Origin of the sequence: Paenibacillus pabuli, from assembly GCF_039831995.1 — a bacterium.
Lineage (GTDB): Bacteria > Bacillota > Bacilli > Paenibacillales > Paenibacillaceae > Paenibacillus > Paenibacillus pabuli_C.
The window spans coordinates 2,048,609-2,065,373 of record NZ_JBDOIO010000003.1 but is presented as its reverse complement, the minus strand read 5'-3'; the positions used below and the strand labels follow the sequence as shown (position 1 = coordinate 2,065,373).

Below are 16,765 nucleotides of genomic sequence, written 5' to 3'. Positions count from 1 at the left end.
ATAGAGGTACGTACGAAATTAAACGACAGGCCACTTCACCTTGCGAAGTGCGTCAAGCAGCTCTGTTGGAGCATTCAAATTATCACGGACTAGCTCACGAGGTGTAAGTGCCATCCATTGGTTCAATGAGATATCTTCGAAACGGTCACTTCGGAAGATCTCCAAAAACCATAAGGTATCGCTGCCCGTATTTTGAACATAGTGTCCCATGGCTGCAGGAACATACCCTACATCTCCGGCTCGGTAATTGAATGTGCGTGCCGTACCATTGCCTCCGAACACTGTCATTCTTCCTTGTCCGGTGAGGTAATACTGCCATTCATCCGCATTCGGATGCCAGTGTAATTCACGCATGCCACCAGGTTTAATCTCAACAAGCGCAGCGGCAACGGTTGTGGAGATGGGAAAGTTGGTGGAATCGACGATGCGCACGCTTCCTCCCGGTGTAATGATAGGTTCCTGAGCCAACAGACGATGTTTAAACGAAAGAGGGACCGCACCGTAAGGAGACGAAACTTCCTGACTTGTGAGTGAACCTGGAACCTGATCTTGGAAAATATAAACCTGATCCGCCGGCCGGGATTGGAACGCAGACTCTGACACCCCAAAATTGACAGACAAAACCTCTGCGGGGGTGTGTGCAAACCAATCGGAGATGGAAAGAGTGTTGAGATCGGAGAAGGATCCGTCATCAAAAACAAGCAAAAATTCACAGCCCTCTTCCAGTCCTTGAATGGAATGGGGCAGACCTCTCGGAAAGAACCACAGATCTCCAGGTCCGACATCAGCAATAAAATTGCGACCCTCCTGATCCACGGATGTGATTCTTGCCGTTCCCCAGATCATATAAGCCCATTCGGATTGCTGATGCCAGTGGAGTTCGCGTACGCCGCCTGGAGTCAAACTCATGTTGACACCAGCCAGCGTTGTGGCAATGGGCAGATCGCGTACTGTAATCTCGCGTGACCAGCCGCCATGGTTTAACTGCATATGTGTATCGGAAAAGGACATTTTCAGATTGGGCAGCAGCCCCGCATCCGTTGCGGGAGGAACCAGCATATCCGGATTTTCACGGTCTCTCATGACATCACGTGGGCCCAGATCGGGTCCGCCGGCCCCATCTTGCCTGATCGGTTGTGGAACAATGACGGGTTTACCGTTATGTTGTGATCCTTTGGTCATTCGTTTATCCCTCCAGTTCAGATCATGCCAGTGCAGATCTGGTCGTCATTCATACATCTATGAATCAGGGCCTGGATATTATGAAAGACAGGGTAAAGGCGGGATCAATGGCTTCTCTGTGCCACAGACACTCCAGACATGGACGGGGATGAAGACGTTTCTGGCATTTGCTCGTTTGTGGTTTGGAACTTAAGGATTGACGTGCATAGCATTTCATAGTACCCTAATATTGTTTCGTGTGAAACAAATTATCTGCAAGCTGGGATACATACTTACTCGGAAATGGGGAAGTTCATATGACAATAGCCGATACGATTCGTTCTCGACGAAGTATCCGCAGCTTTAATTCACAACCGGTGTCCACGGACTTAATTATTGAATTGCTTAATGATGCGGTCTGGGCACCTAATCATGGCATGCGAGAACCATGGCGTTTCATTCTCGCAGAGCGTGCAGAAGCAAAAGAACATGTGGCCAGTCTGATGCTGGAATCGGTGCAAAACATGAAATTGATGAAGCTGATGCCCGGCAAACTGCAGCAGGCGCTGAAAAATAAGTTCAGCCGCATGCCTGCGCACCTTATTGTGGTCATGAAGAATGAAAAGGATCACCATAAGCAGGAAGAAGACTATGCGGCTGTAAGCTGTGTTATTCAGAATTTTCAACTCCTTGCCTGGGAACAGGGCCTAGGTATGATTTGGTCCACGATGGAATACATTCATTCCCCCATTTTTTGCGAGGGTTTGAGCGTGAAGACAGATGAGCGAATAGTTGGTGTTTTGCATATGGGGTACTTCGACAAAACACCAAAACCCAAGTCGCGCACTTCCGCTGAACACAAGCTTACCCTGCTGTAGTCCCGGAACAGGAGTTTGATATATATCGTATATCGTATATCGTATTAATTCTAATTATATTGTTTCCATAGAAACAAATTTCGGTGTATAATATATGTTATTCAAGCCTAGCTTGCATAATAGACCGAGACAAGAAAAGGTTGGGGAAACTATGGATCAGGAACAGACGGATCTGCGTTACATTTATGGATTGTTTATTAAGCTCTTGCATCAAAAAGAACAAAAGGATGACCAGGAAAATCTATTTTTCATGAATATTATTCGCAAGACTCTGTCATCAGACGCAGCTATGAACATGACGGATGTGCATGTGATTGCGTGTATTGGGGAACACGAACCCATTAATCTGACCTCCATAGCTGAACGAATGGAGCTGAGCAAGGGCAACACCTCCAAAGTGGCCCATAAACTGCTGAAGCAAGGATGGATTCGTAAAACACAGTTAAATGACAACAAAAAGGAAATTTATTTCCGGTTAACATCACCAGGCAAAAAGCTGTTTCATGTCCATGCCGATCTGCACGAGAAGATTGAAAATCAATTCCTCCGTTTTCTGGGGGAATATAACAAAATGGAGCTTGAATTTTTAAAGAGATTTGTGCTGGATTTGACACGTTTCTATGAGCAGTTGGATACTCGAAGTTTAATTGAGGACCTGGAGGAAGAGAGTGATCCGACAGAGAACAAAATTTGATGGGGAGAACCCCGTGACGACACGGGGAGAATGTTGCCTTCCGCAGTAACATATTTCGAGGTATTAATCGCTTTATTGATTTCCACTTCCTACAGGTATTGAATATAGAAATTCTTGCTCATAGATCTCGTGGACTCTGTCTAAAACTGCAGCGCCGTGTTCTTTGAAACGAAGTGATTTCGCTTTGTTTTTAACCAGAAAGGTACCTGACTCGTGTCCAGTTGATGAAAATCCTCCATTGTAGAGCAGTGAAGCGCCATGACTTGGATGTGGAAAGAACCATTTCATGATCGGTTTGATGTAAAAGGGCAAACCGGATTTTTTGTTGCCTCTTAATGTATTGTTGCCTCCGGGATCAATGCTTAGAAGCTGAATTCCATCCAGTTTAGCAGCATCGGCAACCTCGCGTGTCCATAAGGAAAGACCGAGCTTCGAAGTGGCATATGGACCAAACAGCTTCTTGAATTCGGTCGGACGTTCCAGGATATTCAGATCAAATCGTTTTAGCATGTTGAACGCACTGGTTGAAGTATTAATGACTGTTTTCAGTTGTCCCCTGAGCAACAGCTCGTATAATTCCTTGTAAATGATGTAAGGTACCACGGTTTGCAGTTCAAAATGCATTTCATGTCCCTGGTCAGAGTAACGAAGCTCGGAAGCACTGCCTCCTGCATTATTAAACAAGGCGTCAATCGAATCGGTCTCGGATTTAATCTGATCGAGCGCAATTCTTAGGCTTTCATAGTTGGTCAGGTTAGCCTGAACCCAACGAAGCTGGCCTACATGTAATGCATTTTGGATATCGCCTTGCTCTGCCGGAAAAGGTGAGCGATTGAGGCCAATAACCAGCCATCCTTCGGCCAGTAACCTGCGGGTCAGTTCAAGACCGATACCCGAGGTTGAGCCTGTAATCAGAGCGGTGTGAAGCTTGTTTTGTGTATGCATAGTTACCTCCAGTATGTTGGGAATTACAGAACAAAATCTTGATGCTGCGCTCATTCTATAATTTGGAGTCGACTCCAAGTCAAGCACCTGGAGCGAATCATTTTTCGGCAAGATAATGATGTTTTGTTGTAGGGTTTATCTGCCTTGACTTGGAGCTGACTCCAAGTTGTAAGATGGAGGTGTGAGGATGAAGGAGGCTGATGCGGGTGAGTGATGAGGTACTGTATTCCATCAAGGAAACAGCAGAGAAGGCGGGGTTATCGGAAGATACCATTCGATATTATGAGAAGATTGAGCTTCTGCCACGGGCGCATCGGAAGGCGAACAGGCACCGGGTATACCGTCAGGAGGATATTCGAATCATGAAGCTCATTACCTGTTTGAAAAAGACAGGCATGTCTCTCGAGGAGATGAAGCCATACTTGCACATGTCCATGGATTCGGATCTTGATGAATTCCCGGAAGAGCGTGAAATGCTGGTGAGCCATCGAATGAAAGTAGAAGCTCAGATTGCCTCGCTGCAGCAGGTAGTCGATTTTATCGATGAGAAGCTGGACAAGCGGAGCATGTATCCGGACGAGTGTACTCTAACCGGGGAGAACCAGATGTCTGTATTTGAGAAAAAGAACATGTTCCTCTGATCGCCATGTTCCATTGAACCGGAAAACCCACGTCTTGCAGACGTGGGTTTTTTAATTACTTTTAACATTCAATATGCAGGGCATGACGAAGGCGTTTGATATCGCTTTTTGGGGGCAGGCCATACATTCGGGCATATTCCCTGCTGAATTGGGAAGGGCTCTCATATCCAACCTGAAATGCAGCATTGGCTGCATCAGTCATCCCCGCAATCAGCATGCGTCTGGCTTCTTGCAACCGGATCTGTTTCTGGAATTGTATAGGGCTCATGGTGGTGATGGCTTTGAAATGATGATGAAGGGAGGAAGAACTCATATTGATCATGTCCGCAAGTTGCTCAACCCGCAGGGGTTTGTCATATTCGGATTGGATGATTTCTATCACCTTGGCAATGTGCTGGGCATGACTGTTTTGAACCGCAAACTGTTTAATGGAATGTCCGTGTTCATCCTGAATAATCCGATATAGCATCTCACGAATGAATAGGGGAGCAAGAACAGGAATGTCATCAGGTGTGTCGAGCAGTCGGATCAATCGAACCGCTGCTTCGAGTAGCGGAAGCTTGGTGGAGCTAACAAATAATCCTCGTTGCGTTGCATTGTCAGGTTTGGATTGTAAAGAAGCGGCATCCTGTATTAGATCGAAAATCTGTCCAGAGTCAAAATCAAGTCGCATACATAGATAAGGCTTCTCTACAGAAGCCTGAACAACCTGTCCTGAAATAGGCAAGTTTACAGAGGCTACCAAATATTGTGTCAGGTCGTAGGTGTAGCTTTCCCGGCCGAGTATGACTAATTTGGACCCTTGAGCAACAATGCAGAGAGCAGGTTGGTGAACGGAGTATATGGGCTCTGAAATCTCCGAGGCACGGATCAAAGAAAGCGATGGAATTGCTGTCGTATGAATTCCGTCATTTGGAGTAAAACGCTCGATAAGATGAGCCATTTCCTGCTGCTGCCGTGTGACATTGCTATCCGTCTCTAATGATGGAAGCATGGAGTGTACATCCTCCTTTCGTGAATCTTCTTCTGTTATTCTAGAATGTCCTGGAGGATTAGGCAAGATTGCTGCTGGATTCTTCTATCAGGTAGGATGTGATCTCCTCCATAATAAGGATAAGCGATTGAAGTTTTGAAGAACAGAAAGGAGGCAGGAAGATGGAACATAATTCATCAGAAAGTAGACAGGGGCATCAACATCCCTATGTGGGCATGTGGGTGACGAAGGATGGGTATATTCGGCATGAGCTGCTCTCAAACGGTCGATATGATGAAGCCAGAGGTCAAAGGCAAAGTGCCTATCAAGGGCGTTATGTGGTCGAAGGAGACCATATTGAATATGTCGACGATACCGGTTTTACAGCCGATGGAGACTTCGTAGACGGCATTTTGTATCATGCGGGGATGGTTTTGTACAGAGAAATGAAAGATAACTCATAACTAAAGGAGAGGATTTCACATGTTTAATGTAAAAGGAAAAGTGGTTGTTATTACAGGGGCAAGCAGCGGAATTGGAGAGGCAACGGCTCGTTTACTGGCACAGCAAGGGGCACATGTGGTCATTGGGGCAAGGCGCGTGGAACGTTTGCAGGCACTTGCTTCCTCGATTCGTTCAGAGGGAGGTACTGTGGAGTTTCAGGCACTTGATGTAACCCGGTTGGAAGAAATGCAGAGCATTGTAGATCTGGCGATTACTCGCTACGGTCGTCTGGATGTGGTCATCAACAATGCGGGCTTGATGCCTTTGTCTCCTCTTGAAGCACTAAAAGTGGATGAATGGAATCGAATGATTGATGTCAATATTCGGGGAGTTCTGCACGGGATTGCGGCCGGCTTGCCAGTGATGAGAAAACAGGGTGGTGGCCAATTCATCAACATCGCTTCCATTGGTGCCTATGCCGTAACACCGACGGCATCTGTATACTGTGCAACCAAATACGCGGTCCGTGCGATCACGGAGGGTTTACGTCAGGAAGTGGGCGGAGATATCCGGGTTACGCTCATTTCCCCGGGGGTAACCGAATCGGAGCTTGCTGAGACGATCTCGGATGCGGGATCGCGTGAGCTCATGAAGGATTATCGGCGTGTAACCATCCCAGCATCGGCCATTGCCCAGAGCATCTTGTATGCTATTAGCCAGCCGGCTGAGGTGGATGTCAATGAAATTGTCGTCAGACCAACAGCAAGTCTGGCTTAAGGCAGAGACTCTTTTGGTATATAATAGAACCAATTATACGAAAAGAGGATAACACGTTGACTCTGCAGCAATTAAAATATGTGATTGAAGTTGCCACGCGCGGCTCCATGAATGAAGCGGCCAAGCGGCTGTTTATTTCCCAGCCCAGCCTGTCAAACGCCATTCGCGATCTGGAACAGGAGATGCGCATTACCATTTTTGAACGTACGAACAAGGGAATTTCACTGTCCAAGGAAGGCGTGGAATTTCTGAGTTATGCCCGGCAGGTCGTGGAACAGGCTGAATTGCTGGAGAATCGTTATTTGAATGCCAAGCCCTCCCCGCAGCATTTCTCGGTATCAACCCAGCACTATGCGTTTGCCGTTAATGCCTTTGTACGTCTGGTTCAGCAGTATGGTCAAGATGAATATGAGCTGGCACTGCGGGAAACGAAGACATATGAAATTATCCAGGATGTCAAGAGCCTGCGAAGTGAAATTGGGATCCTGTATTTGAACGAGTTCAATTCTAAGGTAATTAACAAATTGTTAAAAGATGCCGGCCTGGTGTTCACAAGCCTCTTTACAGCCAAACCGCATATATTCATCAGCGTGAAGAACCCGCTGGCGAAGCAAGCATCCGTGGCGATTGAGCAGCTTAAGGATTACCCTTACCTGTCATTTGATCAGGGGGAGTACAACTCTTTTCATTTTTCCGAAGAGATTCTGAGTACGTTATCCCATCCCAAGAGCATCCAGGTCAATGACCGGGCAACGTTGTTTAATCTGCTGATTGGTCTGAATGGTTACACGATTTCAACAGGTGTACTCAGCGCTGATTTGAACGGAAATGAGATTATCCCTGTTCCACTGGAGTGCGAGGAATCGATCAATGTGGGCTGGATCAGCCACAAAAGCACCTCTCTCTCCAATCTGGGTGTAGAATATGTCAAAGCCTTGCATGAGGCTATAGAGTCCTGATTGTACGGACAAGTTGGCGTTTTTACAAAAATGTGCGGGCCAATTCCAACTCCGAATTCGAAATTAGGCTTATTAAAATTTGTGGGAACGCCTCCAGCAATTTAAACCGTTTCCGGGTAACCGGGAACGGTTTTTTGTCATTTTTATGGAGTCCGGCTATTGAGAGTTGTTATAATGAAAAATAGTTTATTTGCATGTAGTGGATGGAATGAGAGGAGAACGGTCCGTGAGGGTTTTATATCGTAACATGAGTGAGCAGCATGCGTTAACCGTATATGATACAACCAGGCTTTATGGAGAGAAGGGACGTTTCCGTGTTTTGGAGTTTTCAAACGAGGCGGTTCAGGGGGCCATGGATCTCGATCAGCCTTCACGAATGCTGCTTGAGTACCCTAGGGCGATGGTTCATCTAATGGAGCGGAATACGCCTGATTATGAAACGGTTTTTGTAGTTGGGCACGGAATTGGTACTCTCTCGACTTATCTGTCAAACCGCCAGGTTAAGATCGCTGAGCTGGACGAGGAAGTGGTTGAAATAAGTAAGACTCTATTTGGATATGAGGGCTGTGAAGTTATGATAGGAGATGGCCGGAAGCTGCTGCAGCAGGAACCACCTGGAACATATGATTATATTATTGTCGATGCCTTTACCGCAACAGGAACGCCCAAGCAGTTTACCTCCAAATCCTTCTTCACGATGGCTCAAAGCAAGCTGCGATCCGGTGGAAGCATACTGATGAATGTATTCGGGCGTGCGGGTAATGACAGGCTTGTAAACGCGGTATATGCAACGATGGCGGATCAGTTTGCTTACACGCGTTCATTCGCTCTCCCCACAGAAACGCAGGAAGAGATCCAGAATCGAATTCTGGTGGGGAGCCATGCTCCTATTGAGTTCCAATCGCGCTTTATGGCTGGTTTCGTTGAACAGGTGCCCGGGGAAGGATATATCATCGAGGACGAGCTTTGATTCTGGAGAAGAACACTAAGACAGCGCCTTATTTTCAAGTTTGTCATGGAGTTGTCAATTTTAATTGAAGAAACTGTAAAATATTAATACAAAATTAATACATTCATAACAACTTTCGTATAGAATAGAAGGAATATGCCTTTTCATGAAAATCCGGGGGAAGCAATAATGATCGCACAGAACAAAGCATCCAGATGGCGGGGGAAAGCAAGAAAACATAAAAAAATCAGCCTCACCGCATTGCTCAGTGGACTTGTCACCATTTCAGTACTGATGACACTGACCATTATGTTTATTTCATCTTATACATCCCAGAAGCAGTCTCTCATTGATAATACCTTGTCTCTTAATTATTCAAGCGCAGCACAAATGAGTCAGACATTGGATTCGCTATTTCAGTCCATGCAGAACAGCTTGAAATATGCTGCAGATTATTTTCCGCAGATGGACTATTCGGATACGGAAAAATTGGATTCGACGCTGGAATTGATTCGCAGCAGCAGTAATTTTTTTAATTCAATAACTTTGGTGGACGACAAAGGAGTCATTCGCAGCACATCACCTTATTCTAATAAAAACATTGGAATGCAGATAAGCTCTAATGCAGCAAAAATAGCTTTTGAATCGAGAGCCTCCTATATTTCGGAAGCCTATCAATCGCCTCTTTCGAAGCGCAGAATTGTGTTTGTAAGTGAACCCATCTTTGATGCTGCTGGAGTGTTTAAGGGCACGATCGGTGGGAATATTTTTCTGCAGGAAAATAATATCTTGAACCTATCATTTGGAAGTCAATTGAAGACGAGTAATGGCTCATATTTTTTTATTGTTGATGCCAAGGGTACACTTTTATTTCATCCAGATACCAAACGAATTGGCGAGAATATCAGTAAAAACGAAATCGTGCAGAAATTGCTTAATGATCAAACCGGTAAGGAGCAGTATAAAAATCTGGCTGGCGTAGATTCCCTTGCCGGGTATCAGAAGGTGCCTGCTACTGATTGGGGTGTGGTGGTCGTATCTCCGACCCAGACCGTGTACGATCAGTTAAATGAGCACATTCGCATGTTATTGTTGTACACTTCGGTTCCATTTCTCATTCTGACCCTGATTGTCATTCGAGTGGCACGGAAGCTGGCGAGTCCTTTTGTATATCTGGCCGATCTCGTTAATCAGGTGGATCAGGGTAAAGTGGACCTGCCCACGATGAAGCCGCATTGGAACCGGGAAGCGGATTTGCTGACCCGCACGGTACTCAGTGCATTGGCGAATTTTCGCAAACAAACGGATCAGCTCACCTATGACGCCAGAACCGATGTGTTAACAGGTATGACGAATCGCAGGACATTTGAAGAAGTCATTCAGCAATGGATTGATGAACAGGTGACATTTTCGATTATTGTCATTGATATTGATCGGTTCAAATCCATTAACGATACTTACGGACATCACGCTGGAGACGAGGTTCTTAAACATATTGCGGGTTTGATCAAGTTAGCCGTTCGTCCGCTGGATGTAAGTTCCCGCTTTGGTGGGGAAGAATTTGTGGTCCTGCTTCGGCACACCGAGTCTGACACCGCCTATCAGATCGCCGAGTATATTCGCGTTTCGGTTGAGGAAAGTGTCATGCCGGTGGATCGTTCGGTAACGATTTCGGCAGGCATTGCCGAATATCCGCTGCATTCATCCTCAGCAACAGAGCTGTTTCATCTGGCGGACAATGCCCTGTACCAGGCGAAGGAAGAAGGGCGTAATCGAACTGTTACCATTCAGACCGTTGAGAAGTAACAGACAAATGGGTATTACCATCTACGAATTACACAAAAAAGCTGATCCCTTGTGAAAAGGATCAGCTTTTTTTTCGTTCGTTAACTTTCCTGTGACTTGGCCTGGACGACTTCATTCGTATAGGTCTCTCCCCAGTCCCGCATGCTGTAGATGATTGGACGGAGCGTTTCCCCGAACGGCGTAAGTGAGTATTCCACTTTGGGTGGAACTTGAGGGTAGATTTCCCGATGCACGATCCCGCTACTCTCCAATTCTCTCAATTGCAAGGTGAGCATTCGCTGCGTAATGTCCGGAAATAACTTTCGGAGTTCATTGAATCGCAAGGAACCCGAGAACAAGTGATACAGAATAGCCCCTTTCCATTTGCCGCCAATGACGCTAAGTGTAACTTCTACTGCGCAGCCATAGGGTTTGGGACATGTCTCGGTTGATATTTTTTTCATATATCTGTACCTCCGTCAGCTGCTTGTATATAGTATCAATTTAAGCACTACGTACCCATAATGTGTATATAATCTCTTCAAAGCATAACATGTCTGATGAGGATTATAAACCCTGGATACCGGATCAGTTCAGATGTGAAAAATATAGCAAAAAAATCGGTTCGTCATGCGAAACAACGGGTTGATGTTAAAACAAGTTGATATCAAATTCGGGGTGTGCAGTAACGTCTATACTTCAGACCAGTGAAGACAAGATGGTATCACACAGGGCCATCGTTCCGATATTATCCTTCCCGCTTGAATGCGGAAGCGTATTATTGTGGCAGCATGACATGAAATGCGCCATCTCGCCTACAAATCCACGAAGGTAGAGATCACGATATGCGCCAGACATGGGAGAGCCTGAAGGAGTAAAGACCGTATCCTGCTCTTCAAGTGACTTCCAGGGAAGGCTGTCCGAGGTGCGAGAGTGGTGGACGGTAAGTGTATTCATTTCATCTGCTGAGGCAAAACCGTGATCGAATGTAACCAGTACACTTTCGCTTTCACGTGACCATGCACTCATGCCTGCAAAGTAGGCACTGCCTACAACTCCGTTATCAAATTTCAGGGAGATGCTCTGATTGATATGTTCTCCATCCTTGACTGTGGTACCCGTCACTTGTTGTACTTCGCCGAAGAGGAAGCGCATCAGATCTACCATGTGGATGGCTGCGAGTTTCATGAACTGTTCTTCATTCTTGCAAAAGGGTGTACTGTCAACCGCAAATCTCATCTGAAATGAACGCGTTCTGCCCATTGAACCGCCATCAATCAGTTCTTTCAATTTTATATATATAGGAGCATAGCGCTTCATGAAACCCACCATCAGTACAACCCCAGCCTTTTCGGCTGCATCTGCGATTTCTGCAGCTTCTCTGGCAGTCCAGCCAAGGGGTTTGTCAACATAGACATTCTTGCCCGCCTTGATGCATTCCAGAGCAAGAGATGTTTGATCCTGTGGTTGAGCTACCACAACAACATTGTTGCAGTCTTCGTTTTGCAGCATTAGAGTTACATTATCATATGCTGAACCCATGCTGCCGTACCGCAGCAAGGCGGCTTGAGAACGTTCAATACTGCGAGTGGAGATGGCCTGAATGGTAGCCCCTGCTTCAATAGCGGAAGGGTAGATATTGGTCGTTGCGTGAAATCCGGCACCGATGAAACAAAGCTTCGTTTGAGTCATAACCGTTTCTCCTTCATTGTTGATAGAGCCATTTCCGTTAATGACACAGGCTTCTCGCTCAAATGGTACAGCATCTGGCTTGCAATCTCCGAATTGACGAGGTGAGGAACAGGTTGTGGTCCATTCACCAAATGCTGACGCTGCTGGACAAGATAGAGCAGGGAAGCGGCCTGAAGGGACAAGCCCAGATCCATCGTCTCGGCAGGATTTCCACTTCCGCCTGCGAGATTAAGCATCTCACCTTGGGTAAGAAGCATGAGCCGTCGGCCGTTCGTTAGGGTGAACTGTTCAATATCTGATGTAAGACGTTCGGTATGTGCAGATTCCTGCCGAAGACCGGCTAGGTCCATTTCCCAGGAGAAATGTCCAGCGTTAGCAAGAATCGTACCATCGTTCATCTGACTGAAATGTTTTACTGTGATGGCATTGGGGCGACCTGTAACCGTAATGTAAACCTGGGCAAAAGCGAACGTTTCTTCAAGCTTCGCTACGCGAAATCCATCCAGGGCAGCTTCGAGCCCCGCAATAGGATCTTTTTCAACCACGATGACCTGGCTGCCTAGGTTGCGCAGATATCTAGCAATCCCGCGTCCGCACGAACCATATCCTACGATGACGAAGCGTCTTGTAGGTAGAATCAGATTCGTGGTGCGCATGAATCCTTCAATAATGGTCTGACCCACGCCATGTTCATTTTCCATGATGCGCTTGAGGGGACTATCATTAATGACAATAATCGGGAAAGTGATTTCCGCCCTTGTTTCCTCACGCAGCAGATTGGCTCCAGTTGTTGTTTCTTCTGTTCCGCCAATGAGCGTGCTATAGTCAAAGTGCTGAATGAGAGTACGAGCCAGATCGGCTCCATTATCCATAAGAAGATGCGGCTGATGTTCAAGCACGCGATGAATATTGTGCATATGCTGACTGCGTCCATCTGAACGTTGTCCATACACGGTAATGCCTTCTGACATAAGTGCAGCAGCAACTGCGTCCTTGGTTGTACCTGGGCTTCCTGTTAATACAACATGGGCTCCGCCAGCCTGTAGGGTTCGGCATAGAACGGCAGTCTTGGGCTCTACATGAATACAGATTCCAATGGTAAGGCCAGCGAAGGGGTGTTCTTTGGACAATCGGGATTTTAGTTCAGCGAGAAGGGGCATATGCATTTCTGTCCAATGAATATGTCGTTTGCCTTCTTCAATAATTTCAGGTGTCACGTTCATAGGCTTGCTCATGTTCCTCTCTATCTATAGATGGTCTGTCCTTGAGGACAGCTGCTTAGAGCTAACGATAGGAGGTTTTTAATTTCTTTAAAAGGACATATGTCCTATAAATATAGATCATAAAAAAGTATTGCATTCTTCTTCCAGAGCCTGTATACTCTAAATTACGGTGAAACGAGAAATTGCTTAACCGGATGCTTTTCATCAAGGATGAGAAGATACATATTATGCGGTCGTGGCGGAATTGGCAGACGCGCACGGTTCAGGTCCGTGTGGGCTAACCCCCCGTGGAGGTTCGAGTCCTCTCGACCGCATCGAAGAGAAAAAGGTTCGAAGATTGCTTTTGGCAATCTTCGAACCTTTTTCTTATTTTATTTACGGATTTAAAAGCCACGAAGAAAGCTTTGGTTTTTACTGTTCTCTTGGTTGGGCTGTTAGTGCTGGCGCTGACGCTGGCGTAGAAAAACCGCTGTCCCTAATCCGGACAAGGCACCGACAATACCGAAAAAGGCAACGCTGCTGATCACTTCATACGCTTGAAATTGGAACAAAAACGCAATTCCGCTGCCCAGGGTCGTTCCTGCGAGAAAACCGAGAGATAGGCCTGTGTCTTTGCCGAGCTGCATTTGAATCACCTGCTTCAGAGAATTTGTCAAAACATTTGCAAAATGTGGGTACAAGAAGTAAAGTGTGATCAGGAAAATCATTGAAGTTTTTCCTATACTCATTGTGTGGTTTTTCCAGTGCAAATATGCATGAACTCAGAAACGGGAGGTTACGATCACATGAATATGAACGAACGCATTGCAGCTTGGAATGCGGAAGCACAGCGGTGTACCTGTGGACATGATCATCGGTTGGTTCAAATGCAGGTCTTTTTGGAGCATGGGGCAATCCGCAGATTGCCAGGGTACCTGTTGGCACAGGGGTACAACCAGGTTACTGTGGTATATGATGACCAGACAGGTCCAGCGGCTGGATATGAAGTGGTACAAAGGTTACGGGATGCGGGGCTCATAGCAGATGAATTCCGGATGCCGGAGAACAGTGCGGGAGATATTATTGCCGATGAAGCGGGGATTGTGCAGGTACTGCTTGGTGTAAAACAAATAAGTCAGGCCATCATCGCAGTGGGATCGGGGACCATACATGATCTGGTGAGATTTGTGTGTGCCAAAATGAACAAACCTTTTCTGTCTGTTCCAACAGCAGCATCAGTTGACGGATTCACTTCTGCAGGTGCTCCGCTCATAGTAAGCGGCATCAAGCAGACGTTTCAGGCTGTTCCGCCTGAAGCCATCTTTGCGGATATTGACATTATCGAGCAGGCTCCCCAAGCAATGACGGCAGCGGGATTCGGTGATATGTTGGGCAAATATACATCTCTGGCAGATTGGATTGTCTCGCGTGATCTGGGCGGTGAACCGTTCTGTCCGGTAGCTTATCGGATGACGGAAGAAGCGCTGAATGCCTGTATCCAAAACGTGCACGCCATTGCCGAAGGAAGATCTGAAGGTATAACCGCATTAATGGATGCGCTAATCATTTCCGGTGCCTCCATGTTAATTATTGATCATTCCCGTCCGGCATCCGGCGGTGAGCATCATATTTCTCATCGTTGGGAGATGGATTTGATGGTAGCGGGCCGGAAACCTGTCCTGCATGGGGCCAAGGTAGGCGTAGCTTGCGCGCTTCTTACAGAGCGATACCAGGAACTTGCACGTCTCGCCCGAGAACCCGTTTTTGATGTGTATAATACATTGCCTGTTGCGTCACAGCTTACGGCTTGGCTCGAGCAGGTGGGTGGGCCGACGACAACGGAACAGCTTGGGGTTACACCGGAAATGGTGGAACATGCATTTGCAACGGCACATACACTTAGAGAACGATATACCGGACTCAAATATATTAATGAAACGCTGAACGTAAGTTAATTGATACCAGCCTGACCATCAGATAGAGATGTCGGAATGGCTTCATGGTTTGCACTATTTTGTACGTACAACTTATACAATAATGTATTATAGGTTCGAACAAGTTGACGGAGCGAAGTGAAGGAAATCCACATAACAGGTATACAGAATAGATTCCATTTAAAAAGACTCTGTCTTCCCGTATGGGAAGAACAGAGCCTTTTGTCTGTTCGCTTATTTAGTTGTTGCGACGGTCTTTCAGGATGACATCTGCGAACAAGATGGTTTTCGGGATGCGGAAAAATTGTTCCGCTTGTTCCTGAAACGCGGCAGAAGGCAGCGTTCCCTGATGCAGCCATTTGCGGAAGGTGCCGGGATGAACCCCGATCCAGTGGCTGACATCTGTCACCGACAAATCATGGACCATACACAAGCCTGTCAGAATACGGTTGCTAACCGGAGATCGGGTCACCGTACGCTTCATGAAACGGGAAGGCTCGGGCTGACAAATGACCGGGCTTTTGCGTACCACTTCTTCATTAAAGAGGATGTGGCGCGGGTAGCCAAGCAATTGGCACGCTTTGTCCAAATTGGTACTGCCGGGTATCCGCCCCTCATACACCCACGCGCTCACGCTGCGTGATGAGATGGATAGATCTTCGGCAAGCTGGGACAACTTGATATCATTGGCCATCAGCACGGCTAGAAGAACGCGGTTTCGGATTTGACAGCGTGTCGGTTTACGGAATCGTTTAACACGGACGCCTTTTCCCAAGTATTTACGGTTGATCAGAGACCACGCCTGGATGGAATGTTGTTCTGGTTGATTAGGCATATTTCCTCCGATTTTTTTAACCAAATACTACAATAAGAACCGGGGTACTTTCAAGTGCCGGGTGCACTGGTTTGGATTAGGCTCAAGTCCGGGAGAACGTGGAAGGAGGGAATTATGGACTAGGGTATACGCAATTCACTTCCTAGTATATTCCTAGATTACAATGTTTCACTAAATTTCAGGGATCAAAGAGAACATGGACAACAATAAATTAGGTCTTTAAGACTATGCATAGGACTATTTTACTTTTCTCTGATTTTAGTTGATGTGATGCGGATTATTACCTAAATTCCACCAATAGCATGGGCAGGACATGATCATTATCCCGCGATAATGTGCATAAATCCGAAAATAAAATCCGCAAGTTCAACCGGGCGATTGCTCTGTCAAAATCTATGACTCTTACATATCTTGTATAGTGATCAATTCAGCGAGAGGAGTGAAAAACGTGAGTCCAGCCATAAATACCTTTGCTGCAATTTCTGGAGCTTTCATAACGTTTGCTTTTGGCGTGTGGGATGAATTGCTGAGCTTGCTTGTTATTGCGATGGCTGTGGACTATGTTACGGGTCTCGCTGCAGCTGTAAGGTCGGGTACAGGGTTAAATAGCAACATCGGGTTTTGGGGACTTGCCCGCAAGGGGCTGATGCTGACTGTTATCCTTCTTGCTCACCGTATTGATCTGCTTATGGGAACAGATATCATCAAGGGAGGGGCCATCTACTTCTACTTGGTTAACGAGTTGATTTCCATTACAGAAAACTATGCCAGGATTGGTCTCCCGCTGCCTGATAAGATCAGACAAGCCATTGCCGTGCTGAAGAAACAGGAGGAGCTTTCTGATCGGGAATGGTCTAAACCGCAAGTTAAAGCACCCGAAGCTGATTTGAAGAGCC

Annotated in this window: 17 protein-coding genes, 1 tRNA gene and 1 pseudogene; 11 read left to right on the top strand and 8 right to left on the bottom strand. The window is 46.4% G+C overall.

Going from position 1 to position 16,765, the window contains the following annotated elements; genetic code table 11:
• Positions 1-18: 18 nt before the first annotated feature.
• The gene (locus ABGV42_RS11240) at positions 19-1,182 is read right to left on the bottom strand and encodes an oxalate decarboxylase family bicupin (RefSeq protein ID WP_347381730.1); all 1,164 of its coding nucleotides are present in this window, start codon (positions 1,180-1,182) and stop codon (positions 19-21) included.
• A gap of 296 nt (positions 1,183-1,478) precedes the next feature.
• Between ABGV42_RS11240 and ABGV42_RS11235 the strand changes: the two genes are divergently transcribed.
• Both ABGV42_RS11235 and ABGV42_RS11230 read left to right on the top strand, forming a co-directional pair.
• On the top strand, positions 1,479-2,039 hold the full coding sequence (locus ABGV42_RS11235; RefSeq protein WP_347381729.1) for a nitroreductase family protein: 561 nt from the start codon (positions 1,479-1,481) through the stop codon (positions 2,037-2,039).
• 151 nt (positions 2,040-2,190) lie between these two features.
• Complete coding sequence (locus ABGV42_RS11230) at positions 2,191-2,733, top strand: MarR family transcriptional regulator (RefSeq protein WP_347381728.1); 543 nt, start codon at positions 2,191-2,193, stop codon at positions 2,731-2,733.
• Positions 2,734-2,805: 72 nt separating this feature from the next.
• On the opposite strand, the gene ABGV42_RS11225 is transcribed toward ABGV42_RS11230, so the two are convergent.
• A complete protein-coding gene (locus ABGV42_RS11225; protein WP_347381727.1) occupies positions 2,806-3,678 on the bottom strand; it encodes an SDR family NAD(P)-dependent oxidoreductase in 873 nt (290 codons plus the stop codon).
• A 206-nt stretch (positions 3,679-3,884) separates the two neighbouring features.
• On the opposite strand from ABGV42_RS11225, the gene ABGV42_RS11220 reads away from it, so the two are divergent.
• Positions 3,885-4,319 (top strand): MerR family transcriptional regulator, encoded by a 435-nt coding sequence (locus ABGV42_RS11220; protein ID WP_347381726.1) that lies wholly within the window; start codon positions 3,885-3,887, stop codon positions 4,317-4,319.
• 61 nt (positions 4,320-4,380) lie between these two features.
• On the opposite strand, the gene ABGV42_RS11215 is transcribed toward ABGV42_RS11220, so the two are convergent.
• Complete coding sequence (locus ABGV42_RS11215; RefSeq protein ID WP_347381725.1) at positions 4,381-5,313, bottom strand: AraC family transcriptional regulator; 933 nt, start codon at positions 5,311-5,313, stop codon at positions 4,381-4,383.
• A 161-nt stretch (positions 5,314-5,474) separates the two neighbouring features.
• Between ABGV42_RS11215 and ABGV42_RS11210 the strand changes: the two genes are divergently transcribed.
• The 5 genes from ABGV42_RS11210 to ABGV42_RS11190 all read left to right on the top strand — a co-directional run bounded on the left by ABGV42_RS11210 (position 5,475) and on the right by ABGV42_RS11190 (position 10,227).
• On the top strand, positions 5,475-5,756 hold the full coding sequence (locus ABGV42_RS11210; RefSeq protein ID WP_347381724.1) for an Atu4866 domain-containing protein: 282 nt from the start codon (positions 5,475-5,477) through the stop codon (positions 5,754-5,756).
• Between the two features lie 19 nt (positions 5,757-5,775).
• Positions 5,776-6,513, top strand: a complete 738-nt coding sequence (locus ABGV42_RS11205; protein WP_347381723.1) for an SDR family oxidoreductase — start codon at positions 5,776-5,778, stop codon at positions 6,511-6,513.
• Between the two features lie 56 nt (positions 6,514-6,569).
• Positions 6,570-7,472 carry a LysR family transcriptional regulator gene (locus tag ABGV42_RS11200; RefSeq protein ID WP_347381722.1) on the top strand — a complete coding sequence of 301 codons (903 nt, stop codon included), beginning with the start codon at positions 6,570-6,572 and terminating at the stop codon, positions 7,470-7,472.
• A gap of 226 nt (positions 7,473-7,698) precedes the next feature.
• A complete protein-coding gene (locus ABGV42_RS11195; protein WP_347381721.1) occupies positions 7,699-8,442 on the top strand; it encodes a spermidine synthase in 744 nt (247 codons plus the stop codon).
• A gap of 168 nt (positions 8,443-8,610) precedes the next feature.
• Positions 8,611-10,227 (top strand): sensor domain-containing diguanylate cyclase, encoded by a 1,617-nt coding sequence (locus ABGV42_RS11190; protein ID WP_347381720.1) that lies wholly within the window; start codon positions 8,611-8,613, stop codon positions 10,225-10,227.
• An 80-nt stretch (positions 10,228-10,307) separates the two neighbouring features.
• On the opposite strand, the gene ABGV42_RS11185 is transcribed toward ABGV42_RS11190, so the two are convergent.
• The 3 genes from ABGV42_RS11185 to ABGV42_RS11175 all read right to left on the bottom strand — a co-directional run bounded on the left by ABGV42_RS11185 (position 10,308) and on the right by ABGV42_RS11175 (position 13,133).
• Entirely contained in the window at positions 10,308-10,670 is a 363-nt protein-coding gene (locus tag ABGV42_RS11185) for a winged helix-turn-helix transcriptional regulator (RefSeq protein ID WP_347381719.1), read from the bottom strand.
• Positions 10,671-10,905: 235 nt separating this feature from the next.
• Positions 10,906-11,898, bottom strand: a complete 993-nt coding sequence (locus tag ABGV42_RS11180) for a Gfo/Idh/MocA family protein (RefSeq protein ID WP_347381718.1) — start codon at positions 11,896-11,898, stop codon at positions 10,906-10,908.
• On the bottom strand, positions 11,895-13,133 hold the full coding sequence (locus tag ABGV42_RS11175; RefSeq protein ID WP_347381717.1) for an adenosylhomocysteinase: 1,239 nt from the start codon (positions 13,131-13,133) through the stop codon (positions 11,895-11,897). The genes ABGV42_RS11180 and ABGV42_RS11175 overlap by 4 nt, the downstream gene beginning before the upstream one ends.
• Positions 13,134-13,350: 217 nt before the next feature.
• Between ABGV42_RS11175 and ABGV42_RS11170 the strand changes: the two genes are divergently transcribed.
• Positions 13,351-13,435: transfer RNA gene (locus tag ABGV42_RS11170), tRNA-Leu, on the top strand.
• Positions 13,436-13,555: 120 nt separating this feature from the next.
• Here the strand turns inward: ABGV42_RS11170 and ABGV42_RS11165 are convergent.
• Positions 13,556-13,747: a hypothetical protein gene (locus ABGV42_RS11165; RefSeq protein WP_347381716.1), complete on the bottom strand. Its 192-nt coding sequence runs from the start codon at positions 13,745-13,747 to the stop codon at positions 13,556-13,558.
• 159 nt (positions 13,748-13,906) lie between these two features.
• Between ABGV42_RS11165 and ABGV42_RS11160 the strand changes: the two genes are divergently transcribed.
• On the top strand, positions 13,907-15,055 hold the full coding sequence (locus ABGV42_RS11160) for a sn-glycerol-1-phosphate dehydrogenase (protein WP_347381715.1): 1,149 nt from the start codon (positions 13,907-13,909) through the stop codon (positions 15,053-15,055).
• 217 nt (positions 15,056-15,272) lie between these two features.
• Here ABGV42_RS11160 and ABGV42_RS11155 read toward each other — a convergent pair whose 3' ends face one another.
• Positions 15,273-15,869 (bottom strand): helix-turn-helix domain-containing protein, encoded by a 597-nt coding sequence (locus ABGV42_RS11155; RefSeq protein WP_095288064.1) that lies wholly within the window; start codon positions 15,867-15,869, stop codon positions 15,273-15,275.
• 448 nt (positions 15,870-16,317) lie between these two features.
• On the opposite strand from ABGV42_RS11155, the pseudogene ABGV42_RS11150 reads away from it, so the two are divergent.
• Positions 16,318-16,701 (top strand): annotated as a pseudogene (locus ABGV42_RS11150) (phage holin family protein); the annotation flags it as partial.
• Between the last annotated feature and the right edge of the window lie 64 nt (positions 16,702-16,765).

Excerpts from the sequence above, each read along its gene's own strand:
- ABGV42_RS11185 (WP_347381719.1), bottom strand. The coding sequence starts at position 10,670 with ATGAAAAAAATATCAACCGAGACATGTCCCAAACCCTATGGCTGCGCA.
- ABGV42_RS11155 (WP_095288064.1), bottom strand. The coding sequence starts at position 15,869 with ATGCCTAATCAACCAGAACAACATTCCATCCAGGCGTGGTCTCTGATC.
- ABGV42_RS11175 (WP_347381717.1), bottom strand. The coding sequence starts at position 13,133 with ATGAGCAAGCCTATGAACGTGACACCTGAAATTATTGAAGAAGGCAAA.
- ABGV42_RS11235 (WP_347381729.1), top strand. The coding sequence starts at position 1,479 with ATGACAATAGCCGATACGATTCGTTCTCGACGAAGTATCCGCAGCTTT.
- ABGV42_RS11225 (WP_347381727.1), bottom strand. The coding sequence starts at position 3,678 with ATGCATACACAAAACAAGCTTCACACCGCTCTGATTACAGGCTCAACC.
- ABGV42_RS11165 (WP_347381716.1), bottom strand. The coding sequence starts at position 13,747 with ATGCAGCTCGGCAAAGACACAGGCCTATCTCTCGGTTTTCTCGCAGGA.
- ABGV42_RS11160 (WP_347381715.1), top strand. The coding sequence starts at position 13,907 with ATGAATATGAACGAACGCATTGCAGCTTGGAATGCGGAAGCACAGCGG.
- ABGV42_RS11240 (WP_347381730.1), bottom strand. The coding sequence starts at position 1,182 with ATGACCAAAGGATCACAACATAACGGTAAACCCGTCATTGTTCCACAA.
- ABGV42_RS11205 (WP_347381723.1), top strand. The coding sequence starts at position 5,776 with ATGTTTAATGTAAAAGGAAAAGTGGTTGTTATTACAGGGGCAAGCAGC.
- ABGV42_RS11210 (WP_347381724.1), top strand. The coding sequence starts at position 5,475 with ATGGAACATAATTCATCAGAAAGTAGACAGGGGCATCAACATCCCTAT.
- ABGV42_RS11215 (WP_347381725.1), bottom strand. The coding sequence starts at position 5,313 with ATGCTTCCATCATTAGAGACGGATAGCAATGTCACACGGCAGCAGCAG.
- ABGV42_RS11190 (WP_347381720.1), top strand. The coding sequence starts at position 8,611 with ATGATCGCACAGAACAAAGCATCCAGATGGCGGGGGAAAGCAAGAAAA.
- ABGV42_RS11230 (WP_347381728.1), top strand. The coding sequence starts at position 2,191 with ATGGATCAGGAACAGACGGATCTGCGTTACATTTATGGATTGTTTATT.
- ABGV42_RS11180 (WP_347381718.1), bottom strand. The coding sequence starts at position 11,898 with ATGACTCAAACGAAGCTTTGTTTCATCGGTGCCGGATTTCACGCAACG.